The following is a 14,704-nucleotide window of genomic DNA, read 5'->3' on the forward strand; positions in this document are numbered from 1 at the left end:
CCTCATGCCGCCGCCGGCCGCAGGGATATTTCGCCACTCATCACGGCCTGCACGCCGGCTGAGGTCTCGACCAGCAGCTGGCCGCTGTCATCGATGCCGCGTGCAATGCCTTCGAGCACGACCGTCTGGTCGCGCAGCAGCCGCACAGCGCGGCCGCGATAGGCGTCGAGCGCTTCCCATGCGGCGCGCTGCGACGGCATGCCGTCGCGCGCGAACACCGCAAGCGTACCGGCCAGCTGGTTGAGGATGGCGGCGAACAGGCCAGTACTGTCGATGGGTTCGCCGGACGGCATCAGATCGTCGACGCAGGCGATGGGGCGGCCGAGCGCGGCCTCAATGCCTGGCGGGCGCGACAGGTTGAGACCCATGCCGATGATGGCCCACAGCGTGCTGCCGGCGCGTGCCGTTTCGATCAGAATGCCGGACAGCTTGCTGCCATCTACTTCCAGGTCATTCGGCCATTTCACCCGTACGCGGCCGCGCGCTGCCGGCGTGTAGTCGGCAACGCCGTTCGCTAGCGCCAGCCCGCACACCAGGCTCAGGCCGCTCAGGGCCTGCGGGTCGAACGGAAACGGATACGCCAGCGAAAACGTCAGGCTCGGACTGCCGGCCCACGGCCGTCCCTGCCGGCCACGGCCGGCGGTCTGCAGGTATGCCAGGCGGCACAGCGGCGTGCTGTCGGTGCGTGTGCGGGCCATCTGCAGGAGATCGCTGTTGGTCGAACCGGTTTCCGCAACGATGTCGAGGGCCCATGTGCGCGGCACAGCGTCGAGCGCGGCATGCAGGCGGGCCGGGTCGATCTGCCGGTGCGGCGGCAGGGCTGAGGTGTCGGGCGGGGTGTTGGCGGTCGGGTGCATGGGTTGGGAGCGCTGGACAAAGGGTCTGCCGGCCAGGGGCGTAGCGCAGCTATTGTACGATGTGCCTGTGTGACTGCCTGTCATGCTGTAGCGGCCCGCTTGTTGTGGCTTAGAATGCGCTCTGGAACACTGCAGCACGGATGCCCTCGTCATGGCGGGCTCTGCCTGCGGTCGCGCAAGCGCGGGGCGTACAAACTACCGGAGTGCGCAGCGCATATGCGGCTGTGCCTGGTACTGGCGTCCTTACGTTGAATAACCACGGTTGAACAACCACGTCCAATTTGACTGATATCGACCCGCCTCGACTCGACACCGGCCCGCAGGACGGCGGTACGGTCGCCACACCGGCTGGCGACTGGACCGCCCTTGCCCTGGCTCACGACAAGCGGGCAGGGAAGCTGCGCGCCCAGATCCGCAGCGCTGGGGCCGATGTGCGCTGGGATCTGCGGAACGTCGCACGACTCGACCACTTTGGCGCGCTGCTGCTGTGGACGGCATGGAACGGACAATGGCCGGCGCAGATCACGGTGTCGCCGGCGCAGCGCCGCGTCATCGAGCGCGCGGCCGGCCTGCAGGTCGGCGACTGGAAAAAGCGCCAGTTCGACCGCGCCAATCCGATCGTGCTACTGGGCATGGCAATGCTGTCGTTCCTGCGCCATATGCACAGCGGTGTGGCGATGCTGGGCCAGCTGATGTTCGACCTGCTGCGCTTCCTGCGCGTGCCGCATCTCGGGCCATGGCGCGAGATCTCCGCCAATATCTACAGCATCGGCTACCGCGCCCTGCCGATCACCGCACTGGTCGGCTTCCTGATCGGCATCGTGCTGAGTTACCTGTCATCGAACCAGTTGCGGATCTTTGGCGCCAGTACCTTCATCGTCAACATTCTCGGCATGAGCATCATCCGCGAGCTCGGACCGGTGCTCGCCGCCATTCTCGTGGCAGGCCGTTCCGGTTCTGCCATCACGGCGCAGATTGGCGTCATGCGCGTGACCGAGGAGCTCGACGCGATGCGCGTCATGGGTATCTCGCACGGCTTCCGCCTGATCATGCCCAAGGTTATCGCGCTGGCCATCGCCATGCCGCTGCTGGTGGCGTGGACCGATGTCATGGCCCTGGCCGGCGGCATGATGGCAGCCAAGATGCAGCTTGATATCAGCCCGATCTTCTTCCTGCGTGAACTGCCGGATGCCGTGCCAGTGGCCAATCTCTGGCTTGGCCTTGGCAAGGGCGTGGTCTTCGGTATGCTGATCGCGCTCGTGGCGTGCCACTTCGGCCTGCGCATCCAGCCGAATACCCAGAGCCTCGGCGAAGGCACAACCTCGTCGGTGGTGACGGCCATTACCGTGGTGATCCTGGCCGATGCGGTGTTCGCGATCCTGTTCAAGGATGTCGGCATATGAAGGCACGCGTTCCCATCAAGCCGCGCGCGCCGCTGGCGCAGCCCGAGCCGATCATCGAGGTGCGCGACCTGGTCAAGCGCTACGGCGACTTCACCGTCCATGATCATCTCGACCTCGATGTGATGCGCGGTGAAGTCCTGTCGATCGTCGGTGGTTCGGGCAGCGGCAAGACCACCTTGCTGCGCCAGATCGTCGGACTCGAACGGCCGACCTCGGGCTCGATCCGCATCTTCGGCCAGGATCCGGCTTCCTTGCCCGCCGCCGCGCTGCAGGCGCTGCGTAATCGCTGGGGCATGCAGTTCCAGCACGGCGCACTGTTCTCCGCCTTGTCGGTCATCGACAATGTGGCGTTGCCGATGCGTGAACTTCGCGCCTTGCCCGATGATCTGATCTGCAAGGCCGCACTGCTCAAGCTGGAGATGGTGGGGCTCTCTGCCAAGGATGCCGACAAGCGGCCGTCCGACCTGTCGGGCGGCATGATCAAGCGCGTGGGTCTCGCGCGCGCGCTGTCGCTGGAGCCCGAGCTGGTGTTTCTCGACGAGCCGACCGCCGGACTCGATCCGCGTGCGTCGGACGACTATGTGGCGCTGATCGACGAGTTGCGCGCCGAGCTGGGGCTGACGGTGGTCATGGTGACGCACGACCTCGACACGCTGATTGCCCTGTCGAATCGCGTGGCAGTGCTGGCCGACCGCAAAGTGCTCGCGGCCGCGCCGATCTGGGAACTGGTCAAGATCGACCATCCCTTCATTCACGAATACTTCCTCGGCGAACGCGGTCGCCGGGCGTTGCTGGCACTGCGCGTGCCGGCATCCGAGCAGGAGTCCTGATGGAAAACAAATCCAATGCCTTCTTTGCCGGTGTGTTCACCCTGGGCCTGCTGGCCCTGGTGATCATTGCCGTGATGTGGTTTCGGCAGGACCAGACGGTGCGCGTGCCGTACGACCTGGTGACGCGCTCGACCATCAATGGCCTGAGCCCGCAGGCGGCGGTGAAGTATCGCGGCCTCGATGTCGGCAAGGTCGAGACCATCAAGTTCGATCCCGATACGCCGGGGCAGATCATCGTCCGCATCTCGGTCGATAAGGACGCACCGATCACCAAGACGACCTATGCGACACTCGGCTTCCAGGGCGTGACCGGATTGTCATACATCCAGCTCGACGACGAGACGCTCGCCGAAGGCAACGGCACCGTGCCAGCCAAATCCGAACCCTTGCAGACTTCTACCGCAAAGGTGGCCCGGATTTACATGCGTCCAGGTTTCTTCGAGGAGCTGGAGCGCCGTGGCGACCGTATGCTGGCCCAGGCGGAAAAGCTGATGGACTCCATCAACACCATGTTTGCAACCGACAATCGGCAACAGCTGATGCGTGCCGTAACCTCGTTCGAAGAGACCATGACGGCCTATCGCAAGACCGTGCAGGCCGTCGATCCGGCGCTGCAGAAACTGCCGCAGGCCATCGACAACCTGAACGGCACCCTGGCCTCGACGCGCACGCTGGCCGACCAGCTGGCGCGCCCCGACGGCACGCTGCAGCGGACCATCGACACGGTCGGCCGCGACATGCAGGTGGCGGCCGATGCCGTGCAGGACGCGGCCAGCGGCATCAGCCAGGAAACCCTGCCGCAGATCAACCGCTTCGCGCGCGAAGCCCGGCAGACGGCGCGCAGCGTCGACCGCACGGTCAACGAATTCGGCCGCCGTCCGCAAAGCCTGCTGTTCGGTGCAGATGCTGTTGCGCCTGGTCCCGGCGAGGCCGGTTTTGCCGCGCCGTGAGTGCGGACCTTCCACGGATTCGAACCATGAAGACTTTCTCCCTGCTCTCCCTGGCCCGTCCGCTGGGCGGACTCACCGTGGCCGTGCTGCTGGCGGCATGTGCCGGCACGCCGCGTCAGCCCACCGTGTCATACGATTTTGGCTTGCCGCCCGCACCCGCGGCGGCCGCGTCATCCGCCGCCAAGCCCCTGCGCATCGGCGAGACCGGCGGGCCGGAATGGCTCGACAGCCCTGCCTTGCACTATCGCCTGCTGTACGCGCAGCAGCAACAGGCGCAGCCGTATGCCGCCAACCGTTGGGTCATGTCGCCGGTGCGCCTGTTCGACGAACGTCTGCGTACGATGGCGGCCAATCGCGGCCAGGTGGCGGCCTTCGGCGAGGTCGCCCAGCCGCTCCTGAAGGTTGATATCGTCGAGTTTTCGCAGGTGTTCGACAGCCCTGCCGCCAGCCGTGCCGTCGTGCAGGTGCGGGCCTCCCTGTACCAGGCGCGCGGCTTGCTGGCGCAGCGCACGTTCCGCCATGAGCAGGCTGCGGCCACGGCGGATGCGCCGGGCGGTGTCGCGGCGCTGGCGCAGGCCTCCGACGTGCTGATCGCGCAGATCCTCGATTGGGCGGCTGCGCAGCCAGCGCAGTGAGCAGGGCGTGACCGGACCGAGCCAGGATCCCCATCGCACCGTCGCACCGACCGCTCCCCTGGTGCGCCAGGCCTCGCCGCTCTCGCGCGTGGGCCTGCTGTGCTTCGTGGCGCTCGTGGTGTACGCGAGCCTGTATCCCTTCTCCGGATGGACCGATACCGGTGTTTCGCCGCTGGCCTATCTGCGCGCGCCGCTGCCGCGCTACATCACCAATTTCGACCTGATCACCAATGTGCTGGGCTATGCGCCGCTCGGCGCACTGTTGGTCCTGAGCCTGCATCCCCGCATTCGCGGAGTCTTCGCCGTGCTGCTGGCGGTGCTGTCGGGCGCGCTGCTGTCGGGCACGCTGGAAGCAGTGCAAACCTGGCTGCCGAACCGCATCCCCTCGAATGTCGACCTGGGCACCAATGTGCTCGGCACCTTCGTCGGCGCGCTGCTGATGGCGCCCTTTGCCTCGCGGCTGATCGACCGTGGACCCTTGCGCACGCTCCGGCATACCTGGTTCGAGCCGGAGTCGAGCTTTGCCATTGCTTTGCTGTTCCTGTGGCCATTTACGCAGGTCGCGCCGCAGGAATACCTGTTCGGCCTGGGCGGAGCGCTGCGCGACTGGTTGCTGACACCCGAACCGGTGCTGGTCGACATGCTGCGCGGGGTGTATCCCGACATCGTGACACTGCACGAACGCATCCAGATGCGCCCCGAAGGTCTCGATCAGCAGGAGTTGCTCGAGGCCCTGCTGACTGCCAGCAGCTGGCTGGGCACGGCGCTCATGGCCTCGGTCGCCATGCGGCGCGGCGCGCCGATGCTGCGCATCCTGATGGGGATCCTGGCGGCCACCTTGCTGATCAAGGCCGGGGCGTCCGAGTTACAGTATCCGAACGAAGCCCTGTGGGGCTGGTTCTCCGACGGCGCGCGGCTCGGCCTGGTGTGCGGCTCGCTGCTGCTGGTACTGGCGCTGCGCCTGCATCGCGGTGCGCGCGGCTTGCTGGCGATGGTGCTGCTGATTGGCGTGATCATCATGACCAACGTGCTGCCGCCGAATCCCTACTCGTGGGCGTCAGGGCAGAGCTGGTGGCTGGGCCGCTATATCCACTTCAACGGCCTGTCGCGCTGGTTGGGCTTCATCTGGCCGTTCCTGGCCGCCTGCTACCTCGCATGGCGGCTCGAGCAGTACGGGCTGCAGCGCCGCCGCATACGCGCCGCGCGGCGTAGTCGGGCGCATTGAAGCGCACAATTGCCGTCAGTATCGTGCTAATTTCATCTAATTCATCGCGTTCTGCGGACATCGTGCATTGAGGCTGCCCGGCTGTGCTGGGCGGGCGATTTCGGTAAGATCAAGCCATCCCCGGAATCCCGCCATGACGATTTTTACGCCTGACGCCCTGCACAACCCGTATCCCGCCTACCAGGCCCTGCGCGCCGCCGGCCCGCTCCACTGGTGCGAGGAGTTCTGCGGCGGCGCGTGGGTGGTCGTCAACTACGACGATGTGGCCGAGGTCCTGCGCGATCCGCGCTACTCGGTGCAGCGCGCCGGCGGTTGGGTCAACAGCAGCGGTGCCGGCTCGGCCGAGGAGTTGCGCGAATTCAAGCGCATCTTTGCACGTTCGCTGATCTTCATGAACCCACCGCGCCACACGCGCATGCGGCACGGCATGAACGGCGGTTTCAAACCGGGGGCGATCCAGGCCTTTGCGCCACGCATCGCCGGGATTGTCGACGCGCTGCTCGACCGCATCGTCGAAGAAGGACTCGATCTGCACGGGCCCGGCGGCCAGCACACCTTTGATTTCATGCGCGAGTTCGCGCGGCCGCTGCCGGCGCGCGTGATCGCCGGCATGATGGCGGTTCAGACCAATGCGCAGACCGATTTCGTCGGCTGGTCGGACGATATCGCCGCCTTCATCGGTAGTCCCACGCCCACGCTCGACATCGCGCGGCGTGCCCAGCACGGCCTGCTGGCGATGCACGCGTATTTTCGCGAACTGGTGCCGCAGCGACGCGCACAACCCGGCGACGATCTGGTCAGCCAGCTGATCGCCGCCGAAGCCGAAGGACAGATCGTCACGGAAAAATCGCTTTTGGCGCAGTGCTGCACCTTGTTGTTCGCCGGCCATGAAACGACGCGCAACCTGCTCGGCAATGGCCTGCATGCCCTGTTGTCGCACCCGGATCAATGGGCCCTGCTGACCCGCGAACCGGGTCTCATGCGCTCGGCCGTGCGCGAGCTGTTGCGCTTCGACAGCTCGGTGCAGTACACCGGCCGCCGCCTGCGCGAAGACGTGGTCCTGCACGGCCAGACCATGAAGAAGGGCGACCTGGTGATCGCACTGATCGGCGCGGCCAATCACGATCCATCGAAATTCACCGCGCCGGAGCGTCTCGACGTGACGCGCAACGAGGGCCATCACCTGTCGTTCGGCTTCGGACCGCACGTGTGCATCGGCGCATCGCTGACCTATCTGGAGGCGGAGATCGCATTGCGCCGGGTGATGGAGCGCCTGCCGCAACTGCAGTGCGTGGCTACCGAGCCCGCGTGGAGCGGCAACAGCGTCTATCGTGGCTTGCTGGAGTTGCCGGTGCGCTTTACCTTGCCGGCATCGCGGTCAAGTGCGCGCAATGCCGCTCAAGTGGAAGCCGTGGCACCCGTTTGAGGCAGGGTGTAGCGGAGGTGAGTGGCGAATGTGGGAGCAGCGCCAGCGCCGGTCACTGACCGGACGCTGGAAGGCGGAGGCAGTACTGAGGGAGCCGGTCAGACCAGCCCGGCCAGATGCGCCTGCTCGTCCGCATGGTACGAGCTGCGCACCATCGCACCCACGGCGGCGTGCGTGAAGCCCATCTTGTAGGCTTCTTCCTCGAACATCTTGAACGTGTCCGGGTGCACATAGCGCAGCACCGGCAGGTGGTGGTCCGACGGCGCGAGATACTGGCCGATGGTCAGCATGTCGACGTCGTGGGCGCGCATGTCGCGCATCACCTCGAGGATTTCCTCGTCGGTTTCACCGAGGCCGACCATCAGGCCGGACTTGGTGGCCACGTCGGGGCAGCGTGCCTTGAATTCCTTGAGCAGTGTCAGCGAGTGCTGGTAGTCGGCACCGGGGCGGGCCTGCTTGTAGAGGCGCGGTACCGTTTCCAGATTGTGGTTCATCACGTCCGGCGGGGTTTGCTGGAGGATGTCGAGCGCCTTGTCGAGGCGGCCACGGAAGTCCGGCACCAGCACCTCGATGCGTGTCGACGGCGACAGCGTACGCGTGCGGCCGATGCAGTCGGCAAAGTGGCCGGCGCCACCGTCGCGCAGGTCGTCGCGGTCCACACTGGTCACCACCACATAATTGAGGCGCAGCTGGGCGATGGTCTTGGCGAGGTTTTCCGGTTCCTTGGCATCGAGCGGATCCGGGCGGCCATGGCCGACGTCGCAGAACGGGCAACGGCGCGTGCACTTGTCGCCCATGATCATGAACGTGGCCGTACCCTTGCCGAAGCACTCGCCGATGTTCGGGCAGCTGGCTTCCTCGCACACTGTCACGAGATTGTTCTCGCGCAGGATGGATTTGATTTCGCCGAAGCGCGAGGTCCCGGTGGCCGCCTTCACGCGGATCCATTCCGGTTTCTTCAGGCGTTCGACCGGCACGATCTTGATGGGGATGCGCGCGGTCTTCTCGGCAGATTTCTGCTTCTTGGTGGCGTCGTACCCCGCGGCCGCCTGGGGTGCCGGAGCATTCGGCACTGCGGCGGGCTGGCTTGTCGTCGGGGTGGTCAGCGGGTCACTCATCATCTTCTCCGCATGGGGTGCATGCATGGTCATGGGTCAGGCGGACGCCGCGGCTGGCGTGCGTTCGCCCGGAGAGTCGGCGGTACGGCTGGTACCGTGCCGCCGGTCCAATTCGTCGGCCAGGTCGGCGGCGAACTGCTGCGCGATCTGGGGCTGATGGATTTGCCGCACGGCGTTGCCGTCAGGCAGGACCGCGCCGGCGCGTGCCATGTCGATGGTCTCCAGGCCGGCATAGCCACAGGGGTTGATGCGCAGGAACGGGGCGAGATCCATGTCGACGTTCAGGCTGACGCCGTGATAGCTGCAGCCGTTGCGGATCTTCAAGCCCAGCGCGGCGATCTTGGCGCCCTGGTGCGGTCCGTCGGACAAGTAGATGCCGGGTGCGCCAGCCTTGCGTTCGGAGGCCAGATTATACCGTGCCAGCGTGCGGATCACCGCCGCTTCGATGGCATGTACCAGCTCGCGCACCATCAGCTTGCGGCGCTTCAGGTCGAGCAGCAGGTAGACGACGATCTGGCCCGGGCCGTGATAGGTGATCTGTCCGCCACGGTCGATCCGCACCAGCGGAATGGCAGGGTCGGGATCGAACAGGTGGGAGGGGTCACCAGCCTGTCCCAGGGTGTACACCGGGGGGTGTTCGACCAGCCAGAGCGTGTCGGGCGTCTCCGCGGTGCGGCTGGCGGTGAAGGCGCGCATGGCATCGAAGCAGCTTTGGTAGTCCTGCTGGCCCAGCGGTCGAACGGTAATCGGTGGCATAGCTGCCAGTGTAGCGCAGCCGTGCCGGGCGCGTTGGCCGGGGCAATGGATCGGACACTGACCCGGGAAGCGCGCCGCCGGCACGGGCGGATGGGGGTAGGCGGCCGATGCGCTCAGGCGTTCAGCGCGGTCGGTGCGGACTTGCCCGGGCGCAGCCAGCGCAGTGCGCGGCCCAGCTTGCGCAAGGCGGTCTGGTGCGCCCGGCTCGGGGCGATCAGGGCCAGCTTGACCGGCTTGGCGGCATCCGGCTGGACGCTCACCAGCAGGCGGTCACCCGCGAGCAGCGCCAGGTCGTCGCCGGCACGCAGCCAGTGGTCGCCGCCACGGCCGTCGATGGTGATCCAGACGTCGATGCCAGCGGCGCATTCCAGGTGCAGTCGTTGGGCGCGCGCAACATGAAGCCAGCACGCCTCTCCAGGCCGCATCGTAAATACCGTCTTTGTGAACAATTCTTGCATGGTGCGCGCTCCGTAGCGAGGGGCGAAACAGGGGCTGGTGGCGCACTCCGGTGGGGGCAGGTCTGGATGCAGGGCGGATGGCGCTTGGCTATGGAAGCATTCTAGGGGGCCATGTGACGGAATCAAAACGAGATATATTCGCGCTTTTTGCTAGTTATACTCACAAGAGACCGGTTTCCCGGGGCTTGGGAGATATCCATGGATCTGCATCGCCTGCCGCCATTGTCTGCACTGCGCGCCTTTGCCGTGGCCGCGCGCTATGAGAGTTTTTCGACTGCAGCCAAGGCGTTGTTCGTCACCCACGGCGCGGTCAGTCATCAGATCCGCGCGCTCGAGGATGAACTTGGCGTGGCGTTGTTCGAACGCCACGGCAAGCGCGTGCGCCTCACCAGTGCTGGACGCAAGTACGCCGAGCGCGTCGACGAGGCACTGGTCCGCCTGGCCGAGGCGACACGGGCCGTGCGTGCCGGCAATCGCGACCATCGCCTGACGATCAGCACCATGCCGTCATTCGCCGCCCGCTGGCTGACGCCGCGCATCGGCGAATTTATCGAGCAGCATCCGGAACTCGAGCTGGAACTGCTGTCGAGCCATACGCTGGTCGACTTCACGCGCGAGGACGTGGATGTGGCCATCCGCATGGGTAGCGGCCAGTACCCGGGTCTCTATGTGGAAAAACTGCTCGACGATGTGTTCTTTCCGGCCTGCAGCCCGACCTTTCGCGGTGGCCGCCTGCCGCAGAAGCCGGCCGACCTGCGTGGCATGACGCTGCTGCGTTCCGACAACGAACCGTGGCGGCCCTGGTTCCAGGCGGCCGGACTGGATTGGGCCGAACCGCGCGGCGGTGCCATGTACGAGGATTCATCGCTGCTGTTGTTGGCGGCTGCTCAGGGGCAGGGTGTGGCGCTGGTGCGCAGTTCGCTGGCGTACAACGAGCTGGCCAGCGGCAAGCTCGTGCGCCTATTCGATATTGCCGTGCCGTGCCCGTGGGAATATTACTTCGTGTGTCCGCCGCCCTTGCTGGAGACGCCGAAGATGCAGGCGTTCCGCACGTGGCTGCTGCCGGCGTTCGCGGCGTTTGCGGAACAATTGGGAGAGGGTGGATACCACACGCCGGCGGACGGCGCGTGATCTTGCGCAGTGCCCGCCCGATCTGCGTGGGCACTGCACAATGGCGTGCTCAGAGCACCACGCTGACCATCGGATGGGACGACAGCGCGCGATAGATGTCGTCCAGATGTTCCTGGCTGGTGGTCCAGACGGTGATCGTCAGGCCCAGGTAATTGCCGTTGCGCGAGGGACGCATCTCCACGCGCGTGGCATCGAACGACGCATCGAAGGTCTGTACCAGGGCGACGATGGTCTCCGCAAAGTCGTCCTGCATCTTCCCCATCACCTTGATGGGGAAGTGGCTCGGAAAATCGATCAGCGACGCGCGTGCCGGACCGCTCGCATCATCGGCGCCGCCCGGCTTGTCAGGGGTATTGGCCATGCTCGCCTCCTGAAAATCAGCTGCGTTTGAACCACAGACGAATGGTATCCCACAGGCGGCCGAAGAACCCGGCTTCCTGCACGGCCTCGAGCGCGACCACGGGGAATTCGGCGACGGTATTGGTGCCATCCATCAGCTTGACCGTCCCCAGCTTCTGGCCCGGCGTGACCGGCGCGATGATCGTCTCGACGCGCTCCAGTACCGGCTTCAGGCGGCCGCCGGTGCCCTTCGGCACCGACACGTAGGTGGCTTCCTGCACGCCGATCTTCACGCTGCCGGCCTTGCCCTTGTAGACCTCGGGCGTGGCGATGACTTCATCCTTGTTGTACAGGCGCAGGGTGTCGAAGAACTGGAAGCCGTAGTTCAGCACCTTCAGGCTTTCTTGCGCGCGGGCCTGTTCGCTGGCCGTGCCGAGCATCACCGACAGCAGGCGGCGCTTGCCGTCCGGCACATTCGACAGTGGCCGCTGCGCCGAAGACACGAGGCAATAGCCGGCGGCCTTGGTGTGGCCGGTCTTCATGCCGTCGACGGTCGAGTCGATCCATAGCAGGCGGTTGCGGTTGGTCTGCTTGATGCCGTTGTAGGTGAATTCCTTTTGCGAGTAGTACGCGTACAGGTCCGGGAAATCCTTGATCAGGTGCGAGGCCAGGATCGCCAGGTCGCTCGCCGTGGTGTAGTGGTCCGGGTCGGGCATGCCGGTGGTGTTCATGAAGCGCGTGCCCTTCATGCCCATGCGTTCGGCCTCGCGGTTCATCATCGAGACGAACACCTCTTCCGAGCCGGCCACGGCTTCGGCGAGCGCGATACAGGCATCGTTGCCGGACTGCACGATCATGCCCTGGATCAGGTCGGCGATGGTCACCGGCTTGTTCGGCTCGATGAACATGCGCGATTCCTCGCTCTTCACCTTGAGGATCGCCGTAGTCGGCGTCACGGTCTGGTCAAGCGTGAGCTTCTTTTCCTTCAGCGCCGCGAACACCAGGTAAGCGGTCATCAGCTTGGTCAGCGAGGCGGGCTCGATGCGCATGTCCGGGTTCTGCGAACCCAGCGTCTGGCCGCTGGTGACATCCAGCAGCAACCACGACTTGGCGGCAACCTGCGGGGCCGGAATGGCCTGGGCGATGGCGGCGGAGGTGCCGGACAGGAAGGCGGCGGCGGTGACGAGGGAAACGAGTCGGGCAACGGGTTTGAACATGGAATCAGGCGTCGATGAAAATAAGGTGTTGACAAACAAACTCACGCATCCTGCGTGGTGGCGGCGGCTGACGTGCCGGTGGCGGGCCACGCACCGGCAATCACGCTGCGGATCAGGTGCAGTTTGCGGTGAAAGAAATGGTCGGCACCGGGAATCACGGTGACAGGCAGCTCCTGCGGGCGGGCCCAGTCGAGGACGCTAGCCAGCGGAACGGTATCGTCCAGTTCCCCATGGATGACAATGGTGTCGGCCGGGACGTCGGCGATATTCCAGCGCGAGGCAGCCGTGCCCACCAATGCCAGGCGTTCGGCGGGCGTGCCGCGTTGCGCCAACGTGCGCGCCACATGGCTGACCACGAAGGTGCCGAACGAAAAGCCGCCGAGCGCCAGTGGCAGCGTGGCGACATCGGGCGACCAGGCGGTCTGCTGGCGCATCCAGTCGAGCACGGCGAGCAGGTCCTCTTGCTCGCCAATGCCCTTGTCATGCTCGCCCGCACTCTTGCCCACGCCACGGAAATTCGGACGCACGGTGGCATAGCCAAGTTGTACGAAGGTGCGCGCAAGCGTCTGGGCGACCTTGTTGTTCTTGGTGCCGGCAAACAGCGGATGCGGGTGGCCGATCAGCGCCAGGCCGCGCGAGGTGATACCGCCCGGGGGGAGGTCGATGGATAGGTCGATATCGCCGGCCGGGCCGGGAATGATGATTTCTCGGGTGTGAACGTTCATGTGCGAAAGCGCCGGATGGCGGGTTGCGCTGACGGCCCGTGCGGGCGCCGTCCTGCAGGCATGCGGTCAGCGGTCGAACTAGCGGTCGATCATCAGCCGTTCGACCGGCTTGCCGTTGATCAGGTGACTGTCGATGATCTCGTCGATGTCCGACTGATCGACATAGGTGTACCACACGGCCTCGGGGTAGACCACCAGCACCGGCCCGAGTTCACAGCGATCGAGGCAGCCCGCCTTGTTGATGCGGATGCGGCCTTCGCCATTGATGCCGAGCTGCTTGCAACGCCGCTTGGCGTACTCCTGCATTTCCTTGGCACGAAAATCGGCGCAGCACTGCTCGCCGTCTTCACGCTCGTTCAGGCAGAAAAAAACGTGATGTGCGTAGTAATTGCTCATAAGGAAAAGTCTGCGCGCCGCAGGGGGGCCGCAGGTACGGATGACTTGCGGGGCCCGACGGTGCCGATGGTGGGTGGCAAAGAAGGCATTATACGGTGCCGGGTATGACGTCCGTCTGACCTCTGCCGTGTCGGCACCGCGCTTCCGCCGTGTTCACGCCACGCTCATGCCGCACTCATGCGGCACGTGTCAGCGCGGTTTCCAGCAGCTTGTGCAGGGCGTCCCACTCGGGTTCGCCGATATAGCGCTTGAGGATGCGGCCCTGCTTGTCGACCACGAAGGTCGTCGGCGTCAGCTGCACCTGGCCGAAGGCCTTGGCGGCCGTGCCGTCCGAGTCCAGTGCGACATGGAACGGCAGGGCGCGCGTTTCGGTGAAGTTGGCGACATACATGGGCGGATCGTAGGACATTGCCACGGCGATGAATTCCAGGCCCTGGTCCTTGTACTTCTTGTACGTCTCGACCATCTGCGGCATTTCCTTCACACAGGTCACGCAGCTCGTGGCCCAGAAGTTGACCATATAGACCTTGCCTTGCAGGTCCTTGGTCGCCAGCTTCTGGCCCGACAGCAGGGTGAAGGTCGCGGCAGGTGCATCGTTCCGGGGAGCGAACGCCTGGTAGCCGAACCAGCCCAGCAGCGCCACCACCAGGACGGCAAGGGGCACGAGCCAGGGACGGCGGCTGGCGCGCGGGGACATCTGTGTCATTGCTTTACCTCAATCGGAAGCGGGCATTGTACCGTGGGCCCTGGCCAGTCGCTGACGTGACGCCGCAAGCGCCTGGTCCAGGTAGCCGCCATAGAACTCGGCGCTGACGCCGACCAGGCTGCCGGCGAGCGGCTGGCCAGCAGCGTCCAGGAACAACACTGTGGGCGCCAGGCGTACGTCCCGTGCGCGAGCCCAGCTCTGCGACGAGACCTGGCGGCCATCGAAATCGCGCAACATGCGCGAAGACATCATATCGACCTCGCGGACCTCGATTTCGTTCCGTTCCAGCAGGGGTTGCAGATACTGCTGCCGGACAATGTGACAGTAGGGACACCGGGGCAGCGACACCATCACCACCAGCGGCTGGCCCCGCGCGGCAGCGGCGCGTCCGGCCGCCGCCAGGTCGTCGGCCATGGGCAGGCCGGCGGCTGACGCGTGGGCAGCACCGGCGAGCAAGATCAACCAGCCCAGCAGGATAGACAGGGCGGGACCGGCCAAGGGGATGGGGCGAGATGTCATGGCATGAGGAGTC

General features: G+C 65.5%; 17 protein-coding genes. 7 read left to right on the forward strand and 10 right to left on the reverse strand.

What is annotated here, in order from left to right; translation table 11 throughout:
• Positions 1–2 precede the first annotated feature (2 nt).
• Positions 3–857 (reverse strand): biotin--[acetyl-CoA-carboxylase] ligase, encoded by an 855-nt coding sequence (locus ACQ3C8_RS01245; protein WP_428852178.1) that lies wholly within the window; start codon positions 855–857, stop codon positions 3–5.
• Positions 858–1,147: 290 nt separating this feature from the next.
• On the opposite strand from ACQ3C8_RS01245, the gene ACQ3C8_RS01250 reads away from it, so the two are divergent.
• The 6 genes from ACQ3C8_RS01250 to ACQ3C8_RS01275 all read left to right on the forward strand — a co-directional run bounded on the left by ACQ3C8_RS01250 (position 1,148) and on the right by ACQ3C8_RS01275 (position 7,326).
• On the forward strand, positions 1,148–2,260 hold the full coding sequence (locus tag ACQ3C8_RS01250) for an MlaE family ABC transporter permease (protein ID WP_428853010.1): 1,113 nt from the start codon (positions 1,148–1,150) through the stop codon (positions 2,258–2,260).
• Complete coding sequence (locus tag ACQ3C8_RS01255) at positions 2,257–3,090, forward strand: ABC transporter ATP-binding protein (protein WP_009520995.1); 834 nt, start codon at positions 2,257–2,259, stop codon at positions 3,088–3,090. The genes ACQ3C8_RS01250 and ACQ3C8_RS01255 overlap by 4 nt, the downstream gene beginning before the upstream one ends.
• Positions 3,090–4,040 carry an MlaD family protein gene (locus tag ACQ3C8_RS01260; RefSeq protein ID WP_428852179.1) on the forward strand — a complete coding sequence of 317 codons (951 nt, stop codon included), beginning with the start codon at positions 3,090–3,092 and terminating at the stop codon, positions 4,038–4,040. Before ACQ3C8_RS01255 ends, ACQ3C8_RS01260 begins: the two co-directional genes overlap by 1 nt.
• 26 nt (positions 4,041–4,066) lie before the next feature.
• Positions 4,067–4,675 carry an ABC-type transport auxiliary lipoprotein family protein gene (locus ACQ3C8_RS01265; protein ID WP_428852180.1) on the forward strand — a complete coding sequence of 203 codons (609 nt, stop codon included), beginning with the start codon at positions 4,067–4,069 and terminating at the stop codon, positions 4,673–4,675.
• A gap of 7 nt (positions 4,676–4,682) precedes the next feature.
• Positions 4,683–5,900, forward strand: coding sequence for a VanZ family protein (locus ACQ3C8_RS01270; protein WP_428852181.1), 1,218 nt, complete (start codon positions 4,683–4,685; stop codon positions 5,898–5,900).
• Positions 5,901–6,033: 133 nt separating this feature from the next.
• Entirely contained in the window at positions 6,034–7,326 is a 1,293-nt protein-coding gene (locus ACQ3C8_RS01275) for a cytochrome P450 (RefSeq protein ID WP_428852182.1), read from the forward strand.
• A 98-nt stretch (positions 7,327–7,424) separates the two neighbouring features.
• On the opposite strand, the gene lipA is transcribed toward ACQ3C8_RS01275, so the two are convergent.
• The 3 genes from lipA to ACQ3C8_RS01290 form a co-directional block, all read right to left on the reverse strand.
• Complete coding sequence (lipA, locus tag ACQ3C8_RS01280) at positions 7,425–8,444, reverse strand: lipoyl synthase (RefSeq protein WP_428852183.1); 1,020 nt, start codon at positions 8,442–8,444, stop codon at positions 7,425–7,427.
• A 36-nt stretch (positions 8,445–8,480) separates the two neighbouring features.
• Positions 8,481–9,200, reverse strand: coding sequence for a lipoyl(octanoyl) transferase LipB (lipB, locus tag ACQ3C8_RS01285; RefSeq protein WP_428852184.1), 720 nt, complete (start codon positions 9,198–9,200; stop codon positions 8,481–8,483).
• A 113-nt stretch (positions 9,201–9,313) separates the two neighbouring features.
• On the reverse strand, positions 9,314–9,658 hold the full coding sequence (locus ACQ3C8_RS01290; RefSeq protein ID WP_428852185.1) for a DUF2917 domain-containing protein: 345 nt from the start codon (positions 9,656–9,658) through the stop codon (positions 9,314–9,316).
• A gap of 198 nt (positions 9,659–9,856) precedes the next feature.
• Between ACQ3C8_RS01290 and ACQ3C8_RS01295 the strand changes: the two genes are divergently transcribed.
• Positions 9,857–10,789 carry a transcriptional regulator GcvA gene (locus ACQ3C8_RS01295; RefSeq protein WP_428852186.1) on the forward strand — a complete coding sequence of 311 codons (933 nt, stop codon included), beginning with the start codon at positions 9,857–9,859 and terminating at the stop codon, positions 10,787–10,789.
• A gap of 49 nt (positions 10,790–10,838) precedes the next feature.
• Here ACQ3C8_RS01295 and ACQ3C8_RS01300 read toward each other — a convergent pair whose 3' ends face one another.
• The 6 genes from ACQ3C8_RS01300 to ACQ3C8_RS01325 form a co-directional block, all read right to left on the reverse strand.
• Positions 10,839–11,150, reverse strand: a complete 312-nt coding sequence (locus ACQ3C8_RS01300; protein ID WP_428852187.1) for a DUF493 family protein — start codon at positions 11,148–11,150, stop codon at positions 10,839–10,841.
• 16 nt (positions 11,151–11,166) lie between these two features.
• The gene (locus ACQ3C8_RS01305; RefSeq protein WP_009521005.1) at positions 11,167–12,345 is read right to left on the reverse strand and encodes a D-alanyl-D-alanine carboxypeptidase family protein; all 1,179 of its coding nucleotides are present in this window, start codon (positions 12,343–12,345) and stop codon (positions 11,167–11,169) included.
• 41 nt (positions 12,346–12,386) lie between these two features.
• Entirely contained in the window at positions 12,387–13,070 is a 684-nt protein-coding gene (locus ACQ3C8_RS01310) for an alpha/beta hydrolase (RefSeq protein WP_428852188.1), read from the reverse strand.
• A 78-nt stretch (positions 13,071–13,148) separates the two neighbouring features.
• Complete coding sequence (locus ACQ3C8_RS01315; protein WP_009521007.1) at positions 13,149–13,466, reverse strand: (2Fe-2S) ferredoxin domain-containing protein; 318 nt, start codon at positions 13,464–13,466, stop codon at positions 13,149–13,151.
• Between the two features lie 175 nt (positions 13,467–13,641).
• Positions 13,642–14,172: a redoxin family protein gene (locus tag ACQ3C8_RS01320; RefSeq protein WP_428852189.1), complete on the reverse strand. Its 531-nt coding sequence runs from the start codon at positions 14,170–14,172 to the stop codon at positions 13,642–13,644.
• 9 nt (positions 14,173–14,181) lie between these two features.
• The gene (locus tag ACQ3C8_RS01325) at positions 14,182–14,691 is read right to left on the reverse strand and encodes a thioredoxin fold domain-containing protein (RefSeq protein WP_428852190.1); all 510 of its coding nucleotides are present in this window, start codon (positions 14,689–14,691) and stop codon (positions 14,182–14,184) included.
• Positions 14,692–14,704 lie beyond the last annotated feature (13 nt).

Source organism: Imbroritus primus (assembly GCF_964332355.1).
GTDB lineage: Bacteria > Pseudomonadota > Gammaproteobacteria > Burkholderiales > Burkholderiaceae > Imbroritus > Imbroritus primus.

What these genes read in the sequence shown, in the direction of transcription:
- ACQ3C8_RS01245 (WP_428852178.1), bottom strand. Translation starts at nt 857, where the DNA reads ATGCACCCGACCGCCAACACCCCGCCCGACACCTCAGCCCTGCCGCCG.
- ACQ3C8_RS01255 (WP_009520995.1), top strand. Translation starts at nt 2,257, where the DNA reads ATGAAGGCACGCGTTCCCATCAAGCCGCGCGCGCCGCTGGCGCAGCCC.
- ACQ3C8_RS01260 (WP_428852179.1), top strand. Translation starts at nt 3,090, where the DNA reads ATGGAAAACAAATCCAATGCCTTCTTTGCCGGTGTGTTCACCCTGGGC.
- ACQ3C8_RS01265 (WP_428852180.1), top strand. Translation starts at nt 4,067, where the DNA reads ATGAAGACTTTCTCCCTGCTCTCCCTGGCCCGTCCGCTGGGCGGACTC.
- ACQ3C8_RS01275 (WP_428852182.1), top strand. Translation starts at nt 6,034, where the DNA reads ATGACGATTTTTACGCCTGACGCCCTGCACAACCCGTATCCCGCCTAC.
- lipA (WP_428852183.1), bottom strand. Translation starts at nt 8,444, where the DNA reads ATGAGTGACCCGCTGACCACCCCGACGACAAGCCAGCCCGCCGCAGTG.
- lipB (WP_428852184.1), bottom strand. Translation starts at nt 9,200, where the DNA reads ATGCCACCGATTACCGTTCGACCGCTGGGCCAGCAGGACTACCAAAGC.
- ACQ3C8_RS01290 (WP_428852185.1), bottom strand. Translation starts at nt 9,658, where the DNA reads ATGCAAGAATTGTTCACAAAGACGGTATTTACGATGCGGCCTGGAGAG.
- ACQ3C8_RS01295 (WP_428852186.1), top strand. Translation starts at nt 9,857, where the DNA reads ATGGATCTGCATCGCCTGCCGCCATTGTCTGCACTGCGCGCCTTTGCC.
- ACQ3C8_RS01300 (WP_428852187.1), bottom strand. Translation starts at nt 11,150, where the DNA reads ATGGCCAATACCCCTGACAAGCCGGGCGGCGCCGATGATGCGAGCGGT.
- ACQ3C8_RS01305 (WP_009521005.1), bottom strand. Translation starts at nt 12,345, where the DNA reads ATGTTCAAACCCGTTGCCCGACTCGTTTCCCTCGTCACCGCCGCCGCC.
- ACQ3C8_RS01310 (WP_428852188.1), bottom strand. Translation starts at nt 13,070, where the DNA reads ATGAACGTTCACACCCGAGAAATCATCATTCCCGGCCCGGCCGGCGAT.
- ACQ3C8_RS01315 (WP_009521007.1), bottom strand. Translation starts at nt 13,466, where the DNA reads ATGAGCAATTACTACGCACATCACGTTTTTTTCTGCCTGAACGAGCGT.
- ACQ3C8_RS01320 (WP_428852189.1), bottom strand. Translation starts at nt 14,172, where the DNA reads ATGACACAGATGTCCCCGCGCGCCAGCCGCCGTCCCTGGCTCGTGCCC.
- ACQ3C8_RS01325 (WP_428852190.1), bottom strand. Translation starts at nt 14,691, where the DNA reads ATGACATCTCGCCCCATCCCCTTGGCCGGTCCCGCCCTGTCTATCCTG.